Raw genomic sequence first — 19151 nt, 5'->3', positions numbered from 1 at the left:
CAATGACAGACGTAGAAACTCGATAAAGCATCCTGGAGGGATGCTACTAGAGTAGCCCCAGGTGTAGCGTAGCGGAACCCGGGGTAAAGGCACCACCGCATATTGCCCGTCCCGGAGGGCCGGGACGAAATCTTTCCTCGTCCACCAACGTGATTCGTTCCGCCCCATACGGGGCGGATGTTCTTGTTGGAACTGGGTCCCCGGGTTTCGCTACGCTTCACCCGCGGCTATTATCTTGGCATCCTTCCAGGATGCCTTTTGCGTGACATCTGCAAACTTCCATGTTCAGAACTGAAAGTCTCGCGTGCGAGTGGAAGTTGGTTGTAAAGAAGTAGGAAAAGATTGCAACTCAGGCAGAAACAATCGCGAACTGTGCGCCTGTCTCTGTCGAGAGTGTCTGGAATCTCCTCCGTGACAGCCGCTCGGCACTTCTTGAGTCCCAGATTCTAGGCCAGGATGATTTAGCCTATTTCCCGCACCTTAGCTGCCTTCCTATTGCACTTGTTTACGCCATTCATCCGGCGAGTAGGTAAACCATCGTGAAGTCCAATGAGAGGCAATTCCCATGTCATATCCACGGTTTAGTACGATCTTCATTTCCGAATAATCCTGGATATTGTGGTCATACTCCAAGATTGTCCGTGCGATCTGGCGTATCGCAGCATCTTCACTTTCCTCTGCACCCGACCATAGAACATTTACCGTAAGAAGTTTGGCCGACTCGCGCTGGCCTAAATGAAAAACCTTTGTTTCGATTACGCCTGCGGTAACTACTCCTTCGATCTGTTCAACCTGTGCTACATCCTGCAGCAGCTGAGGGAATGGACCTCGTTTTGCTACCCGTGAAACAAAGATCGAAGAAACGAGAATGACCACTCCAAGAATCGAACCGAGGACAACCCAGTGCTTAGCCCACAACCTTCCGGTTGTCACAGGGCCTTCGGATTCAGCCATAACGACATAGCTTTTCACCGCGATATCATGCAGCCCTTGCCGAGTCCCACGGTTGAAAATAAGCAGATAAAGATTTGAACCGCCGACGCCGAACACTATCAGGGACAGTAGAACCGTGATCGCTTGCGGAGTCCTCGAAATGGGTAGTGGCAATCCATTGACAAAGTAAGGCACGGCGAGAATGACAAATCGCAACAGCGCTTCTTCGAATATCAACGTTCCACCCTGAGGATTTACGAGTTTCAATCGCAATAAGCGCTTTCCAAGAGTCTGACCATTGCCTACCGGGCTATCAAAAAGAACGAAATAACACGCTGCGATCAGGAAGCCCACAATACGCGCCATTGCTCCCATATGAGAGAACGAATCAAAGAGTATTGCCCCCAAGATCGAACCAATGACTCCAAGGAAAATACCATCCAGACAAAAGGCAAAAAACCTTCGCCAAAACCCGGCGATGATAGAGTGCGCTAAAGGTGTATCTGAAGGAAGAAGGGACTCTGATGCTGACTGCGGGTCGTTCGTATTCATGATCTCCGCTCTTGCTCGTAATCACAATGCAATATGAGTTTGCACTGTCATCAAGCCGGCTCAATTTGAAGATAGATTTTGGCAGAAATAGTATACGTGAAGAAGATTCCTCCCTGAATACATTGCAGTCCAGGTCCTAAGTTTTTCCTATTACTCTTGATTACAAACATTACTCCGAAGTTAATGGTTAGCAGATTGGTGACTCATCAAGCCTTCTTTGGCTTGAGAGAGATGATCTGTGTCTACGCATCGAATCCCAAGAGGCAAGTGCCATGGAAAGCATCCCGGAGGGATGCTACTAGAGTAGCCCCGGATGTAGCGTAGCGAAACCCGGGGTAAAGGCACCACCGAATATTGCCCGTCCCGGAGGGCCGGGACGAAATCTTTCTTCGTCCACCAACGTAATTCGTTCCGCCCCATCCGGGGCGGATGTTCTTGTTGGAACTGGGTCCCCGGGTTTCGCTACGCTTCACCCGCGGCTATTATCTTGGCATCCCTCCAGGATGCCCTTTGCGTGACAGTCAGGCTTGAAGCTGAAATCAGCTACCGGCCCGGTAAACATTCTCGTCATCGATCATGTCGAGGCTCCTTCGGCTAACTGAGACTGCGACCAAGCGTTGATTTTCATCTTTGGAGCTATCGCTGTATGCGATATGTTGCAGCAATAGTTCGTAACATAAAACGCGACAATTCGATGTCCAAGCCTGCTTTTGGCTTGAGTAAGATGCTCTGTATCTACATATCGAGTCCGAAGAGATAAGTACTGGGAGAAAGCATCCTGGAGGGATGCTACCAGAGTAGCCCCAGGTGTAGCGTAGCGAAACCCGGGGTCCCCGATGCAAACAGGACCTCCGCCCCGTATGGGGCGGACCGAATCTTAACTTTGCTGGCTTGGATGAGATTTCGTCCCGCCACCTTCCGGGGCGGAAAATGTTTTGGGACCTTACCACGGGTTTCGCTAGCTACACCCGCGGCTATTGCTCTTGTCCAGAGCCTAAGCTTTACTTATTATTCTTAACTACAAACATTACCCCGAAGTTAACGGTTAGTAGATGGTAGATAACCAGAACCTTAAAGGAGAAACCTGCGGGGAAGTACTACAACCAGGGTAAATAACAACTCTGCCCAACCTGATACCATGACGGTACAACCTTTATGCAAAACTGAAAGGCAAATGGGGGGGGGCTAATGAAGCGTCACCGTGTTTTGGGCATTGGGGCTATTGTGTCAATAGCGACCTTATGCATTGGATTGGCTAGCGCAGAGGATAAGCATACGCTGAACTACCGTATCTTCAAGGCTACACACTCGACAGCCATCAGGGATGTGGACATGAGTCCATGGCATCTAAAGTTCAACATTGAGTTATACGATACCAAGGGCAATATGAAGAACAAAGGCACGCTAGAAGAATGGTGGGCCGACTTCGATCATTCAAAAATCCAAATCGAAACGACCAACTATAAGACCACGATCATTCAGAACGAGAAGGGGTACTTCCAAACCAAAGGAACAGACTTTGTTCCTTTCGGAATCCTCGATCTTGAAAAAATGATCGTTCAACCAGTGGACCTCTTCGAGAGCGTGACTTTCCGTTCTGACAACAAGAAATCCGAAACATCCTCACTCGACTGTATTGAGGAATACAGCTCATCTATGAAGAATTCAATGCAACCCGCGACTTACTGCTTCGAGCCTGGGAAAGAGGTTCTGCGAGAGATTCACAGCAGGAAGCCTGGTAACGCCGTTTTCTCCAATATAGAAGAATTTCAGAACCGCTCCGTTGCGCGAGCCATCACGATGGAAACCAAGAAGTGGCGGGGAAAAGCCGAAGTGACAGATCTGTCTGAGATGCCGTTACCAAGCAACCTCTTTCTGCTCACACCAGACATGGCGCCCTTTAAAAGGAGGATCGAAATCCGTATGATCCCCCAATACGTCAACGCACCAACTCACATCCACTAAAGACCTGTACCGCCGGGCTCCTTTCGGAGCCCCCCTAGAGTTTCTACATTTTTCGCGAAGGATAGCAACAAAGAACAACGAATATAACAGCAATTTCGGTCGTTCCAACCATTGGCCAAATTGTGTGTCAGGGATGGCCTTCAGGCCATCCGAAAACAGTCTTCGTTAAGAGAGCAGAAACACTTTCGGTAACATCTGCACCGGGAAGAACAGAGGCACTAAACCTATACCAGTTTGAGCGTTTTGGTCATTGCTTCCACAAGCGAAGATACTCTCAAACAGTACCTTGCAGCTATTCGGCCTGCTCAATTTCCCGTAGTATTCGTTACCGAGAATGTTAAGCCACTCTTAGGAAGACGGCTTTCGGATGGCCTGAAGGCCATCCCTAGAGTTTCTACATTTAGAGAAAGAAAATTAAGAGAAGTGAGAGGGTAAGACGTGTGGCTCAACTTGAGTCGTGGCATTGTGTCAGGGATGGACTTCAGTCCATCCGCCGCAATTTTTGAGGAGTTTGACAGACATTCTCGGTAACAGATGCAGCGTGGAATTGAGAAGGCCGAATAGTTGCAAGGTTCAGTTTGAGAGTATCCTCGACTTGGAAGCAGTGACCCAAACGCGCACACTGGTATAGGTTCAATGCTTTTGTTTTTCCCGTCACATGTGTTACCGAAAATGTCTCCTTTTTCAAAGAAGACTGTTTTCGGCAGGCCTAAAGGCCAGCCCTGACACACAGCAAAAGCCAATTCGCCTCTAAGATTCTGATTTTGTACACGATTTTCGGCTGTCATCGACTAAGAAAATGTAGAAACTCTAGGGATGGCCTGAAGGCCATCCCTGACACATGACCAAAGCCACTTCGCTTTGGGGACTCTGGTTATGTCCAAAGATTTCCTGCAATTTCAATTCGAAGAATGTAGAAACTCCAGACCGCATCCCGGAGGGATGCTGCAAGGTACCACCCAATATTGCCCGCCCCGGAGGGCCGGGACGAAATCTTTCCTCGTCCAGCAAAGTAATTCGTTCCGCCCCATACGGGGCGGATGGTCTTGTCTATACTGAGTCCCCGGGTTTCGCTACGCTTCACCCGCGGCTATTGTCTTGGCATCCCTCCAGGATGCCCTTTTGAAGCTTTTACATTTGTCATTGGGAACATGGCAGAGAAGCACAACCTGCGTGCAATTGCAGGCACCCTTAAAGTTTCACTTAAAGAACGACATTCTAAGGAGCAGGAAAGAGAAGATTACTACGGAAGCTAACCGATGGCGCCACCACAATCAGAGGGACGGTGTACCTGAGCCTTTCGTTCTGGGATACGCTCAAAACCTTCCACCAGATACCGAGACCGGATCTTGTCCTTGGTCCATGCCGAGACATTAGAATAGAAGGGCGAGTCAGGCCCTCAAGCTCGCTCCGGCTCGCCAGAAATCTTTCGAAAGTCGGTATTCGAGAAAATGACAGATGTTGCGCAGACCAGTCCCCAGGCCATTCCCCAAACCAGGCAACAAATCCAGGCCAGCTACGACGCCTTTAAAGCCCGAGGCCTCAAGCTCAATCTGACGCGAGGCAAACCGGCGTCAGCCCAGTTGGACTTCAGCAACGAGATGCTGGCCCTCCCCGGCCTCTCCGACTACAAAGCCGAAGACAAGACCGACTGCCGCAACTACGGCGGACTGCAAGGACTGCCCGAGGTACGCAAGCTCTTCTCCGGAATCATGGGAGCACCCGCCGAACAGATCCTCGCCGCCAACAACTCCAGTCTGGCCCTGATGCATGACAGCATCGTCTATTCCCTGCTGAAAGGCACCTGCGACGGTGCTAAGCCCTGGTCACAGCAAGGCGAGATCAGCTTCCTCTGCCCCGTGCCCGGCTACGACCGTCACTTCAAGATCTGCGAAGACTACGGCATCCGCATGATCCCGGTAGCACTCAAGGAAGACGGCCCGGATATGGACGAGATCGAACGGCTCGTCGCGCAGGACGCTTCCATCAAGGGCATCTGGTGCGTTCCCAAGTACAGCAACCCGACCGGTACCGTCTACTCCGATGCCGTTATCGAGCGCTTTGCCAAGATGAAGACCGCCGCCCCCGACTTCCGGCTCTTCTGGGATAACGCCTACACGATCCATCACCTTACGGATGAGCGCATTGAGATCGCCAACATCATCGAACTCTGCGCCAAGCATGGAAATCCGAATCGCCCCTTCGTCTTTGCCTCAACCTCGAAGGTCATCTTCCCGGGAGCGGGACTGGCGTTCTTTGCATCGTCAAAGGAAAACATTCAGTGGTTCCTGAAGAGAATCACTCCCCGCACCATCGGCCCGGACAAGCTCAACCAGCTGCGTCACGCCCGTTTTCTGAAAGACGAAGCCGGAATCGCGGCCCTCATGGAGAAGCACCGTTCGCTGATTGCTCCTAAGTTCAAGAAGGTAATCGAGATCTTCGAAGAACAGCTCCCGCAGATTCCCGGGGTCTCCTGGACGAATCCCAAGGGCGGATACTTCATCAGCCTGGAAGTGCCGAAGGGCTGCGCCTCACGCGTAGTTGCGCTGGCCAAGGAGGCCGGTGTCGAACTGACTCCCGCCGGAGCGACACATCCGTTAGGCAAAGACCCCGAGGACAGAACCATCCGCATCGCTCCCACCTTCCCGGCCTTGGCCGAAGTTGCACAGGCAGCGGAAGGCGTAGCTATCTGCGTTCAATTGGCTGCCGCAGAAAAGTAGTTAGCTAGCAGTATCGGTAACCGGAGGACCTGTCGTTACAGCGAGCCTCCGGGTGCCCCACCTTCACGAGCAAAGCGAGTTAAGATGGGGGTCGCCAGGGCTTCGGAATCGGTACCCGAGCCCAAGTTAAATTCAAAGCATTGTCCGGTTATTGAAATCGATGAAGCCACTTGCTGCTATCAGTTAGCAACTATGGTTCAGCCCCCCATCAAAGACAAAAAAGACACATAAGATCGAAAACATGTTCGGTCAGTCTATAAGTAGACGCATAGAGCTTTTTTCGCAAAGACGTAGACCAAGTCACAACAGCTTATGCGGCTTTCCGTTAAAGAAAGCCGCTCTTCGCTGTCGTCAGCAAGTCTATACATATGCGAAAAATGCTCTAACTCTTCCCTTCTGCGGATTCATACTCGCCTTCGCCTCAAACACTGCTCTCGCCCAGACAGCCTTGCAACAGAAGATCCAGACGATTGCCGCCGATGCCAAGGGCACCGTCTCTGTGGCCTGCGCCCTGCCGGGGAATGCCAACCTCAACTGCGATCTCAATCCACACGGACATCCGCCGATGCAGTCCGTCTTCAAGTTCCCGCTAGCCGTGACGGTTCTGCACGCCATCGAAACAGGATCGCTTTCGCTCGACCAGCAGGTTCACTTCCTACCGGAAGACCGCATCCTGCCCAAGGTCTATAGCCCATTGCAATCGAAATATCCCGATGCCGGTGTCGATGTCCCGGTGCGAGAGCTCCTTCGCCTTGCAGTCTCGCTGAGCGATAACGTCCCAGCAGACATGCTGCTTCGCGTCATCGGCGGCCCTAAGACGGTAGATACCTACATCGCTTCGCTGGGCATCAAGGGCTTTCACCTGGAAGACGGAGAACACGGCCTCCATCGCGACATCAAGGCACAATACCGCAACTGGTTCGAGCCTGCCGGAGCCGTCCAGCTTCTCTTGTTGATCGACGGACATTCGCCACTCACACCGGAACACACGGAGTTGCTGCTCCAATGGATGGACGGCAGCGTGAAAAACACACGCATGGCCGCAGCAATGCCCCCAGGAACCAAGGTGATGCATAAGTCCGGCTCCTCGGGAGTCAACGACGGCATAGCCAACGCTACGAACGATATCGGCTTGATTACCCTTCCCGATGGGAAGCGTCTGGCCGTCGCCGTCTTTGTAACCGACTCAAAGGCCGACGATGAAATGCGGGATTCCGTAATCGCAAGAATTGCTAAAGCCGCCTACGACGAAGCGGCCCAGAGTAAGAAATAAACCAGCAAGAAATAAGCCGAGGCCCCATTTGACCCGCAGCTTTTGCGAAACGCATGGGGCGCTTCGCCTCTACTCCAAGAGCCACCGCCGAACCTTGTCCGTGTGCGCCTCGAATCCGAGATAAAAGAAATAAGCCCCAGCAAAGACAGCGCCAGCCACTCCCACAGCAAGCAGGAGATGGAAGGAGCTGTTCGTCCAGCGATGCCAGGGGCGCATCAGTAATCCACTCACAAAGAAAAGCAAGGGCAGATTCACAAGATAAAGGCTGTAGGACATCTTGGAGAGAAGGTGTGCCCCCTTCCGATAAGGGGTCGGTTCCGCCGCGTCGCGGCGATGCAGCAGACAATACAGCACTCCGCAGAAGAGCACCCCGATAGCCAGATCCACAAAAAAGGGACTCGCATCCTCCCGGTAGCGAAGGGTAAAGCAGGCAACACCGAGCAGAACCAGGGCACAGCAGAGAAGCACGGGCTGCAACTTTGTCGGAACACGAAGAGGCATGAGTCCGACGGCGGCTCCAAGCAGCCAGATCAGGAAATAGGGAGCAATCTTTGCTCCGACGAAAACGAAGAGTGCGATAAACAACACCGCCGAAAGCACACGCTGTCCGATTCTCCGCTCCGCTAGCACGGACAACACCAACAGAGGAAATGCCAGGTAATACCAGAACTCGTTGGCAAGACTCCACAACGCAACATTCGTACCGAACTGCTTCACCACAATCGTCTGCAAGAAGAAGAGATTTCCGAAGAAGGTCTCCAACCCCATTCGCGTCGAGAGCTCGGGAGTAAGAATGAACTGCCCGCTCGGCCCCTCGTAAATACTATGCGGAAAGAGTCTGCTGCCCGCCGTATCCAAGAGCAGGCCCAGGAGCAGCGCAGGCAACAGCACAATCCAGAGCCGGGTCAAGCGGCTCATCAGATAATGCATCCACGACCATTGCCCCTCGCGAAACAAACGCATAACGCTTCCGCCAACAAAATATCCGCTAAGAACGAAGAAGATCATCACGGCCTTGTGGCCCATGTCCATATTGCCTGGATGATGCTGCAGTGGGTGAACAGCACCACTCGCCAAAGCAGTTGCGGCAGCCGAAGGACCGGAAGCGCCGAGAAAGATGTAGCGAAGATGAGTTAGAAAGACAACCAGTGCCGCACATCCGCGCACCGCGTCCAAATGAACAGAATAAGCTGGCACCCCAATGCTGCGCTCTACCTCTGTGGCCAAAGGAAGATCGAGCGTAACTTGGTTCATCTCTTCTCCTTCGAGACAAGCCGACGATACAAGCTTCAGCTGTGAGTAACGAAACCCGCAGGAAAGGGCGCGGCTTTGGAAGCGAAAGCCCCTACCTCTTCGTTCTCGTTACTTTTTCGTTTTCGTTGCTTTGGCACAGCAAAGCTGGGCCCCTATTCGCTGTAACTCATCTCACAGACTATTTACGCCTGTAATACAACCCGCAAAAACAGACAACCGGAAGCAGCCGGAGGCAAGAACCCTACGCACACCGCGTTGCGCCTTAAAGAACGAAGCCTCAAAGGAGCTTTTCCTATATGCAGCTATGTGAAAGACAGATAAATCGAAGTGATGAGCAATCAAGCCGGGGGAAATAAAGCACTACGCAAAAAGCAACAAGAACACCCTACTTCCACTTCCAGTTTTTCCTTGTGATATTAGTTACCATTTAATTAACATCTGTCAACAATATACTTTTTCACCCCCGATTGATCAACCGAGTGTACCTTGCTGGTTATCGAAGCAGATGGTCGGCACTTTCACGGTGCAGGAGGGTTTACCATTTACGCAGTCAGTCATATAAGAACAGCGCAAAGGCTTGATTTCAAACGAGCCACAGCCAAGCGATTGGAGGGCAGGCATAAATGCACGGCGCGCATAAAAGATCGGCAAGATGTTGGATTGGAGTTTTTTCAAGCATCATTCTCGGCCTTGGAATGGGAACAGCAGCAGCGCAAGTTGGCGCTTACAGCATTCAGCAGACATGGAAGTTAGGAGGCGAGGGAGGATGGGATTATCTGACCATCGATAGCCCGGCACATCGCCTTTACATTGCACGCGCAAATCGCGTCATGATCGTCGATACCAACACGGGCAAGCTGACGGGAGAGATCGTAGGCTTGCAAGCCATTCACGGAGTCGCACTCGATCCCCAGGGCAAGTTTGGATACATCAGCGATGGAGCGGCAGGCAAGGTTCTGGTCTTCGACCGCAATACGCGGAAGATTGTCGCAACCATTCCGGCGGGCATGAATCCCGATGCGATCCTCTTCGAAGCGTCAACGCGCAGCGTCTATGCCTTTAATGGGCGCAGCAAAAATGCAACGGTGATCGATGCCGCAAACCATAAGGTCATCGACACGATAGCTCTTCCCGGGAAGCCGGAGTTTGCCGAAGCCGACGGTCAAGGCACGATCTTCGTCAACATCGAAGATACGAATCAGCTCGTCCGCATCGACGCCAAAACACGCAAGGTCACGGCGATCTGGAATCTGACCTCTTGCGAAGCTCCCACCGGCCTTGCCTTTGACGTAGCACACAAGCGGCTCTTTTCTGTGTGCGAAAACAAGAAGATGATCGTCACCGACTCCGATACCGGAGCCACGGTCGCAACACCGGCGATTGGCGCAATGCCTGACGCCGCAAAGTTCGACGCGGAGAAGAATCTAGTCTTCAGTTCGAATGGCGACGGCACGCTGACGGTAATCAATGCCGATCCCACGCAGGGATATCCAGTCCTGCAGACGCTGCAAACACAAAAGAGCGCCCGCACGATGACGATCGATCCGGCAACCGGACGCCTCTATCTGGCAGCAGCCGAATTGGGACCGAGACCGAAGCCGACACCGGAGAATCCGAAGCCACGTCCGAGGATAGCGCCAGGAAGCTTTTCTATTCTGGTCGCCGGACGATAAAAGCTGTCTATCTTGCGGTATCGGTAACCAGAGGAAGCAAATCCAAAAGCAGCAAGGGGTGCCCCATCTTCACGAGCGAAGCGAGTTAAGGTGGGACAAACAGAATTTTCAGTATCGGTAACCGGAGGAAAACATCGTTCGGTTACCGCTACTGATACCTTTTCACCACACCTAAGATTCAACTTGGCACTTCGCCCCAGCGGGGCGAATCGAGAGCAGCCCAGTGCGGAGTCCGCTTTGCGGACGGGAGCGCTGGGTTAGCTTACATACACGTAATTCCCGCCCCGGTAGGTGGCGGGACGAAATCTTTCTCTATCTAGCAAAGTTCGGTTCGTTCCGCCCCATACGGGGCGGACATCTTTTGGGGGGCATCGGTACCCCGGGTTCCGCTACGCTTCACCCGGGGCTATTCTCTTGGCATGCCCTACCGGATGCCTTTCACACCGCTAGAAAAGGGCAATCCGCAATCGTGATTCGAATCACATCAACCTAATTTTCACCGTTCACGACCGAACAAAATTTTCATTTCCGGACACACGTTCTCTTCGTATCACAACCGCTGCTACAGCTTCTGCGCGATAATCGCTCTTTCCCGCCATACACAAGATGGAATCTGACGTGCATCCCAAAAAAGCAGGGATTCCAGCGAGGACTTATGCGCCAGTTGCTTCAAGATCTGCTGTTTGCTGTTCGAAAATTTCAGAAGAACCCAGGCCTAATCCTGGCCGCCATTCTCACGCTCTCTTTGGGAATCGGAGTAAACACAGCGATCTTCAGCATCATTGACGGACTCTGGCTACGTCCACTCGATATCTCCGATCCAGCACATCTGCTTCTGTTACAGAGCATCAAGAAAACAGCAACAACCAATGCAGAACGGGCAAATACCGACTTCTCCTATCCCGAATACTCGGATCTCAGAAAGATGGTTCCTGCCTTCTCGATCTTGATGTCAACGGACAGACGCGGAGCCACGCTGAAAACCGCCGATACGCAACAGAGCCTTGAGGCCAACATCGAAAGCGACAACTACTTCACCGGGATGGGACTGCATGCGGAGATCGGCAGACTTCCTACCGAAGAAGAATTGCGCGACCTGAAGACTCCGGTTGTCGTCCTCGGCTTCAGAGCATGGAAGCAGCTCTTCGGCGGAGATCCGACGATTGTCGGGAAGGCAATCAATCTCGACGGCACGGCAACAACAGTCCTCGGCGTCATGCCCGCGAATTTCCATGGCTTTGATCGCACCTCAGACCCGGAGCTCTATGTACCGTTCAGCACATGGCTGTTCTGGGTTCCATCGGATCGCCATCAGAGCCGCAATATGCGCGGACATGAAGTCTATGCACGCCTCGCTCCAGGAGCAACCATCGATCAGGCACGGGCGCAGTTGGATGCAGCCAGCAAAACGCTGGCCGCAACCTATCCCGCAAGCAATGCCGGACGTAGCCTCACGGTCCAACGGCAAAGCACGGGCGATCCTCAGATCAGATTATTCTCGAGCTTGCTTCTGGCACTCACCATTGCGGTACTTCTCATCTGCTGCTCCAATGTGGCCAATCTGCTTCTTGCGCTCAACGAATCCCGCCGGAAAGAAATTGCCATGCGCATGGCAATCGGAGCCACGCGTCTGCGGCTGATACGCCAACTACTCACGGAATACATCTCGTTAGCCGTAGCAGGAGTAGTGCTGGCAGTGTTATTTGCCCGGCAGGTGATTGCCGTTATTCCCGCACTGCTGCCGAAATCAGCCTTTCCCGAGATCTTCGATTTCCGTATCGATCAACGGGTCATGCTCTTTGCTCTCTGCCTGGGCGTCGTCTCTGTTTTGCTCTTTGGCTTTGGCCCCACGCTGTTGACGACCAGAAGCACTCCACTCGATGCACTCAGGACACAAAGCGCAATTGGCAAAACCTTCCGTCTGCCAATCAGGAAAGTCACAGTAGCGGTACAAGTAGCACTCTCACTCACTCTGCTAGTCGGTGCGGGACTCCTGGTGCGCACGCTGATTCATCTCGAAAAAATGGATATCGGCTTCAATCGCCAGCAGAATGCCGCAATGCTGCAATTCTATGTGGTGTGCAATAACAAAGAACAGAATGCCAAATACGACGCCGTACAGAAAGCGATGCAAGCACTTCCCGGTGTTACGGGAGCTACAATCTCTCGCGTCGCGCCCTTCCCGGAAACGGGAGGAGGAGCAACCAACATTGTTCTTGCTCCGAATGAACCGGTCACGAAAACTGCGGGAGCCAGGATCCATTACAACCTGATCGATCCCGACTATCTTCACCTGATGGGCATTCCACTGCTTCAGGGAAGAGGCTTCGGGAGCCAGGACTCGGCAGAAAGCGGCCGTGTGGCAATCGTGAATCAGACCCTGGCCAAACGCTTCTTCGGTCGAGTCAATGTTGTCGGAGAGTATCTCCGGCTCAATCGGGATCCGGTCGTCAACCTGGAGATCGTAGGAGTCACGCAGGACGGACAATACAGCGACCTGACCGAAGATCCACAGCCTTACCTGTTTATGCCCCGAACACAATGGCCCTGGGGCGAGATAACGCTGACGATAGCTACCTCACAGGATCCGCATCAGATGCTCTTGATTGCCAAGAAGGCTCTTCGTCAAGTGGACTCCTCCATTGTGGTCGAATCGGAACAAACTTTTAAGGATCACATGGATCATGTGACGTATCCCAATCGAATGGCTGCCTATCTCGTGATGACGCTGGGAGGACTCGCTCTCTTGCTGACAGCAGTCGGACTCTTCGGGGTAGTCTCCTACATCGTAACCAGAAGGACGCACGATCTGGGAATCCGCATTGCTCTTGGTGCGGACCGAAAGAAGATTCTCCAGGCTGTACTGCATGAGGGCGTGCCGATGATTTTAGGCGGAATCCTTCTTGGCTCGGTTCTGTCTTTCGGACTCTCTCACTTCTTACAGAACATGCTTTACGGAACCAAGGCGACGGACCCCGCGGTGTTCTTCCTCAGCGCCGGAATTCTGCTCATGATTGCTCTGCTAGCCTTGCTCGCCCCGGGACGGCGTGCCTTGAGGATCGATCCAATCGAAGCGTTGCGGGAAGAATAAGGATCTGTTTCGATTACAGATATCCGAGTTGTGCAACCGAAGAAAGCAACTCCCAAAGCAGCAACCGGGGAACCTATCTTTCGCCAAAGCCCCCTGGAGGAATGCTACTAACTTAGTCCCGGATGACGCGTAGCGAAACCCGGGGTAACGCACACCAATTATTGCCCCCACAAGGCGGCAGGACCAAATCTTTCCCGATCCAGCGAAGAAAGATTCGTTCCGCCCATACGGGGCGGAGGTCTTATTGGCATTGGTACCACGGGTTTCGCTACGCTTCACCCGTGGCTATTCTCGTGGCATCCCGCTGGGATGCCTTTTACATGCCCCAGCAAACTTCGATGACCTACCGTAACTTTTTCTATTGCAGACCTATTCCCTGATGGTCTAATTCGAAGAATGTAGAAAATCCAGTGACATTCCCTAGCGGGATGCCCTTTGAACGAGCAAACTTTCATGAACTATCGAAATTTTGCTCGTCTTCAGAAATATCCCCTGACAGCTAACATGGAAAGAAGTAAGAACTCTAGGAACGCACACAGAAATTCTAATTTCGGCAGCCGAACTAAGCATCATTCGGTTACCGATACTGATGCCTTTTCTCATCCCGCCTAAGATCCCGCGCAGTACCTCGCCCCAGCGGGGCGAATCGAGCATAGCCCAGTGCGGAGGCCGCTTTGCGGACGGGAGCGCTGGGTTAGCTTACCCCAAACATTGCCCGCCCCGGAGGTGGCGGGACGACATCTTTCCCCTTCAGTGCAGAGGTCGTATTCGCATCTCTCCCGGTTTCGCTACGCCCTACCCGTGGCCTTGGCATCCCTACCAGAATGCTTTCTGAACACCTGCAGACGGCTCTACAGCGCGTGCTTCAGCCGGGGATACAATCCGGCATGGCTTACTTCGTACAGCGCCAGCAAGCGTTTTGCCATCAGGTAATACACACTCACGGCTGACTGCAGATAGAAGGGCACGCGGATTTCAGACGAGGGACCGAATTCTGCGAAGTGCATACAACGTACGTGATAGCGGAAGGTCTTCGAGTCCATACGCATTCGTTCATACACAAGCTCGGCTTCGGAATTCCACTCTTGTGCGGCCCTGGCCAGCTTGAGAAAGACCTCCACATTCCGCTCCATCACGAAAACACCGCTGATGCCGCCCGACATCTCCCAGATGTCAACCGGCGTCAGACGATCTTCACAACGAGGGTCCATGTGGCATGGAGAAGGAACCAGAAAAGCTTTGGCGACCTTTGTAATTCCGGTCCGGCTGAGGGGCTTCAAACGTCCAATCAACGCGGCACAGCTAATAACATGATCGTCCGGCAAAGTACGGCTATGAGCAGCATACCCAAGCGACTGCCGAACCTTTCCTAGAACCCCAACCAAAGCAGACTGCAGAGAATACAAACGAAACATGCGCAGCTCGTAAAACGGCTCGAACCGTCTATCTACAAACAAGCCCTTTTGAGCCATTTCAACGCTGGAAATACTTGCGTCGAAACCGGAATCGCCTCGGCATTCTTTCAATCAGCAGTGGCAAGGGTCTATGTGTGCATAGGAAGCAATATCATCCCCGTTGTAACCGATCAAGAATTTTAAAGTCATCATTACCAATGAGTTGGAAGTAACACAGGAATGTATTACCCGCCACTCCTGGGAGCTATTTCTTTCTCCGTCTTCGGTAATCTCGAATATGCACCATTGGGGAAGATCCCCGCTTTCTCCTCTCCTGCACTCATCGCTTTCCCGATTCTTCCTGGCGTTCCAGAGCATCCGCCATATCGCGCAAATCCTTCGGGCTCAACATCGAAAGCCCTTCGGCGGTAAACGGCAGCGGACGTCTGCAATGCGGACAGCAGATAGGCGACGTCTTCGGAGACAGAATCTCCGGCTCGGCGGACATATCGCGCTTCTCTATCAACTGCTGCAGAGCCTCTGCCGGATTCCAGTAGACGTAGTTCTCCGGATGTTCCTCGCGATCGCGACGTTCGCTCGCTTCCTTTTTCTGGCGCTCCTGCTCGCGCCGGGCCTTGCGTTGCTCGCGGGCATGCAGCTCGGCGATCTCCCGCAACTCGGCAGGCTTCGGGAAGAAGACGCCGACTCGCGTGCGGTCCTGCTCGTAGCTGGAGAGATGGCTTTTATCTCCACGAAGCCATGCGTCAAGCGCAAAATCCAGGCTCTCCGACGGCAAGTCCGAAAGCTCGCGAGCCATCAGCGATTGCCTTACTCCGCGGCTATCCATGGGCTCACCCATCATCGCTGCCAGTTCACCCAGGCGAGTTACGATCCAAGCCTGATATTCTGGCGAGCGCGGCGCGAGTGCCTGCAAAGATGCTGTCGACCGCCGCATCTGCTCGATTGCTCTTGATTCCTCCATTGCCTGCTTCCCTCTCCGTTCTCCTCACAAACGCTTCCGGAGCCATTCGATAATCGTGATTGCCAAAGAACTCCGGAACATCCTTCATGAAACGCCACTCCGCTTTCGGAACCTTCTCGGCCAGCGCCCGCACTGCTTCCAGAATCCGCTGCAAAGCCTGAAGCTCTGAGCAGGAAGCAGCCTGCATCTCATCGCGCATTGCATTCAGCACAGCCGATCGCTGCACCGGCCGCACCTCATTCCGGCGCAGCTTTCGCAGACGACTCCTGGGATGCGCGCATACGACCCTGTCAACCAGCTCCGCTAGCTCACGCTTCGTGGGAGGTGGTGGTGCAGATGCTGCGGCAGACGACGCAGGAGCTTCCAACACCACTCCACGCCTCTCCTCCCCAACACCGTCTCCATCACCTTCCCCAACACCAACACCACTCGTCTCCTCTCCTTCCGAAACTTTCGGAAACTTTTCTAAACTTTCCGAAAATTTTCGAAATTTGGGATGACGAGAAGACCTAGCCCGCTTCCATTCAACATAATCGTTGCGTAGCTGTTCGACTAATTCCGTTGCCGGTGCCGGTGACTCCTCGTCCCGCACCGTCTTGTAGCGCGGCAAATACTTATCGTTGGTAACGAATTGCGCCCACCACACACCTTCGACTTCGTAGACGATGGCCAGATAGTTCTCCGCCAGTTCTTCGAAGATGGTCCATAGCTGCTCTTCCGTGGGTGGATTTTTGAAATAGCGAAAGACCTTCGAACAGATCGAAGGGTAGGAGAGTTCCAGGCGTCCATAGCCATTGGCCGCGGTAAATAATCGCGGCCAGTAGAGCTGCGTAAGATCGCTGCAACGCGCCAGCCGCTCCCCCTCAAACAGCCCCTCGGGATTGATAATTGCCATACTGCTCCGTTGAAAGCGTCGATACCCTACCGGCGCTTGTTTGTCCTTCTCTGCTGCTTCTTCAGGACTCGATAAATTCAGTCATGCCACGCAAGCAGCAAGGACGCGAAGTCTCCCTCCTGGCTGTATTTCTCAAGCCGCCAGATCGAAGGACTTCACGCCTTTGTTCTTTCTCCAACTCTTGTGAACGCGATGTTTGCAGGACACGATTCCAGTCTTAAGCAGATTTCATCCTGCCCTTTCGCGGATGAAGACGCCGATAGAGTGTCGTCCTGCCGATACCGAGCAGCCGGGATGCCTCCGACGGTTGTCCGTGGGCACGACGCATAGCTTCTTGGATCAGCAATCGTTCGGCCTCGCGCAAAGTCGGCAGCTGCGCCTCTTCGGCAAAGAGTCCGCACCGGGGACACGCCACCTGCACACGCTCCCGAATCACCTTCGGTTCTGTGGCAGAGGTCTCTACCGGCAGCGGATCGGGCGTCGGTAGCACCGCTCCGCAGCGACGGCAATTTCGGCGCGGAAACTGACACAGCCCGCAAGCCAGACACCAGACCTTCCGCTCTTCCCCTTCATTCCTAACCTTATCGATACCGCGGCAGACATGGCCCGTGGCCGTTCCCTCAGTCGTCATTTGTTCCTCACTTTGTTACTTATCCCGTTAATGTGTTTTGTCTTTCGCGGTCGTCTATAGCTAGCAACCCACGCGGGAGAGATAGTTCGTATCTGCGGGTTCGAGCGCCAGGTGGCGGCAGATAGCGCGACCTGGACGGAGCCTTCCATGCATCACCCGGCTTAAGGTCGATGGCGAAACGCCGATCCGTCGGGCCTGCTCCTCTACGCGCATACCCGTCATCGCCCGCTCGAAGCGCAGCGTGGTAATCACGTCGGCGAGTGTAAGGGTTAGGACGATTTCCGCTGAGCTACGCTTCGACATGTGCAAGGCCTCTCCGTTCCTTCCTGCTGGGTGGTTCTTCTGACTCGGGTGTGGACAACGACAACTACAGAGCACGAAGGGTCCGGAACTTTCCCTTCTGCCCTGTCAGGTATCCCTTGGCGACCATGCGCCGGACAAAATAGCGGACCGTCGATTGCCTAACGTGCAGCTGCTCGGCTAACTCCTTCAAAGTAGGTGAGATACCCTCGCTCCGTTCGACCAGATAGCGGAAGGCATCCAAGAACTCGACCTGCCGAGGAGTGAGTAAAGGCCGGGTATAACCTCTCTCCAGCTCCTGCCCCTGTGGATTACGTATTCGATCTACATGTGACATGTAGAGAACATACGAGCAGTTTCCCCACGCGGTCAAGGGGTAGCACAAATCTCAATTTTTCAATGTATTTTCTTGCATCTCGGGTGATTCATTCCGGAACAGGTTGTCCCTGTCGGATGACATGTACATGTCACATGTAGAAGGGGTTTGCGATACATAAGGCAAGTGTGGGCGGGGAGGCCCACACGACAGCCGGTCCTCCACCCCAGCACGCGAAAACCGCGCGTGCTGGGGACCCCGGCCTGGAGACCGGCGGTACCTCGGCATGCTTCAGCAAGAAAGCAGCAGCTGTTTCAGTAGCGGTAACCGGCTGCCCGGTTCTTAGCTGCCAACTTGATCGCCAGAGAGTCAAGCCGTTCTCCCCTCCTGATTCTTCGTAGTTGTTGCTGCAGGAAGCGGTCGGAATCGTCTTCATCTCCGTCGGCGTCTTCGTCTGCGTCGTCCTTCTCTCTTTCTTCAAGGACGTAATCTGTTTGTGGCTCGCAGAGAGTTTGCAGAATTTGGAGAGCGATTCCAAGCGCAACGATGTTGGGGCAGAAACCCGGATTCCGCTTTCCACGCGCCTTTCTCCGCTTCCAGCGAAGCTTTTGAAAGTACACGATGCCCAATACGAGCAAGAATAAAGGCACAAACGGCGTCAGATAGGCGCCCATGTCCATGACACACCTCGATCCATCGGTTATTCGCAATTAAGTAAGGCCGAGTCGCAGAGAGGACACAGGCCGTGCCGTATGGCTGTAAAACTTAGGCGAAGTTAGGAGGAGGCCGTTGAAAGAGGGTAGGTAAGGAGGGAGCCTGAGGGAGCAGCGCGTGTTCCGCAAAGGCCGGAGGCCATAAAGAGCGAGGAATCGCGACGACACCAAAGAGCAGAACGGGAATCAGTACAAAGCAAGCTGCGGAAGAGCTGGACGTGTCGGCCAGATGAGGCAGCAAAAGCAGGATCATCGCTGCGATCACAGCAAAGACCGCGAGCGTCTTCCACCCTATCCATTGCCGACGACGATTCATCGTCACATGATACCGCAGCAAGACATGTGTGGGCGGGGACGCCCACACGACAGCCGGTCCTCCACCCCAGCACGCGAAAACCGCGCGAGCTGGGGACCCCGGCTTGGAGACCGGCGGTACCTCGGCATGCTTTAGCAAGAAAG

General features: G+C 53.6%; 15 protein-coding genes. 5 read left to right on the top strand and 10 right to left on the bottom strand.

The window, feature by feature from the left end:
- Positions 1-492 precede the first annotated feature (492 nt).
- On the bottom strand, positions 493-1485 hold the full coding sequence (locus tag AC6I7T_RS27695) for an RDD family protein (protein WP_497791057.1): 993 nt from the start codon (positions 1483-1485) through the stop codon (positions 493-495).
- 1188 nt (positions 1486-2673) lie between these two features.
- Between AC6I7T_RS27695 and AC6I7T_RS27690 the strand changes: the two genes are divergently transcribed.
- From AC6I7T_RS27690 to bla, 3 genes are all read left to right on the top strand, one after another.
- On the top strand, positions 2674-3450 hold the full coding sequence (locus AC6I7T_RS27690; protein ID WP_497791056.1) for a hypothetical protein: 777 nt from the start codon (positions 2674-2676) through the stop codon (positions 3448-3450).
- A gap of 1451 nt (positions 3451-4901) precedes the next feature.
- A complete protein-coding gene (locus AC6I7T_RS27685; protein WP_497791055.1) occupies positions 4902-6170 on the top strand; it encodes an aspartate aminotransferase type Ic in 1269 nt (422 codons plus the stop codon).
- Between the two features lie 448 nt (positions 6171-6618).
- A complete protein-coding gene (bla, locus tag AC6I7T_RS27680; protein WP_497791054.1) occupies positions 6619-7443 on the top strand; it encodes a class A beta-lactamase in 825 nt (274 codons plus the stop codon).
- 69 nt (positions 7444-7512) lie between these two features.
- On the opposite strand, the gene AC6I7T_RS27675 is transcribed toward bla, so the two are convergent.
- Complete coding sequence (locus AC6I7T_RS27675) at positions 7513-8697, bottom strand: acyltransferase family protein (protein ID WP_497791053.1); 1185 nt, start codon at positions 8695-8697, stop codon at positions 7513-7515.
- A 623-nt stretch (positions 8698-9320) separates the two neighbouring features.
- Between AC6I7T_RS27675 and AC6I7T_RS27670 the strand changes: the two genes are divergently transcribed.
- Positions 9321-10370 carry a YncE family protein gene (locus AC6I7T_RS27670; RefSeq protein ID WP_497791052.1) on the top strand — a complete coding sequence of 350 codons (1050 nt, stop codon included), beginning with the start codon at positions 9321-9323 and terminating at the stop codon, positions 10368-10370.
- A 655-nt stretch (positions 10371-11025) separates the two neighbouring features.
- A complete protein-coding gene (locus AC6I7T_RS27665) occupies positions 11026-13461 on the top strand; it encodes an ABC transporter permease (protein WP_497791051.1) in 2436 nt (811 codons plus the stop codon).
- Between the two features lie 851 nt (positions 13462-14312).
- Here the strand turns inward: AC6I7T_RS27665 and AC6I7T_RS27660 are convergent.
- From AC6I7T_RS27660 to AC6I7T_RS27625, 8 genes are all read right to left on the bottom strand, one after another.
- Positions 14313-14876, bottom strand: coding sequence for a hypothetical protein (locus AC6I7T_RS27660; RefSeq protein ID WP_497791050.1), 564 nt, complete (start codon positions 14874-14876; stop codon positions 14313-14315).
- Between the two features lie 319 nt (positions 14877-15195).
- Positions 15196-15717 (bottom strand): hypothetical protein, encoded by a 522-nt coding sequence (locus AC6I7T_RS27655; RefSeq protein WP_497791049.1) that lies wholly within the window; start codon positions 15715-15717, stop codon positions 15196-15198.
- Between the two features lie 10 nt (positions 15718-15727).
- Positions 15728-16732, bottom strand: a complete 1005-nt coding sequence (locus tag AC6I7T_RS27650; RefSeq protein WP_497791048.1) for a hypothetical protein — start codon at positions 16730-16732, stop codon at positions 15728-15730.
- Positions 16733-16949: 217 nt separating this feature from the next.
- Complete coding sequence (locus AC6I7T_RS27645) at positions 16950-17363, bottom strand: helix-turn-helix domain-containing protein (protein WP_497791047.1); 414 nt, start codon at positions 17361-17363, stop codon at positions 16950-16952.
- Between the two features lie 60 nt (positions 17364-17423).
- Positions 17424-17666, bottom strand: a complete 243-nt coding sequence (locus AC6I7T_RS27640) for a helix-turn-helix domain-containing protein (protein WP_497791046.1) — start codon at positions 17664-17666, stop codon at positions 17424-17426.
- A gap of 64 nt (positions 17667-17730) precedes the next feature.
- On the bottom strand, positions 17731-18000 hold the full coding sequence (locus AC6I7T_RS27635) for a LexA family protein (protein ID WP_497791045.1): 270 nt from the start codon (positions 17998-18000) through the stop codon (positions 17731-17733).
- Positions 18001-18293: 293 nt separating this feature from the next.
- Positions 18294-18659: a hypothetical protein gene (locus AC6I7T_RS27630; RefSeq protein WP_497791044.1), complete on the bottom strand. Its 366-nt coding sequence runs from the start codon at positions 18657-18659 to the stop codon at positions 18294-18296.
- Positions 18660-18744: 85 nt separating this feature from the next.
- Entirely contained in the window at positions 18745-19056 is a 312-nt protein-coding gene (locus AC6I7T_RS27625; protein WP_497791043.1) for a hypothetical protein, read from the bottom strand.
- Between the last annotated feature and the right edge of the window lie 95 nt (positions 19057-19151).

It is taken from the genome of Humiphilus diazotrophicus (assembly GCF_059726315.1).
This window is presented reverse-complemented; position numbering and strand designations above follow the sequence as displayed.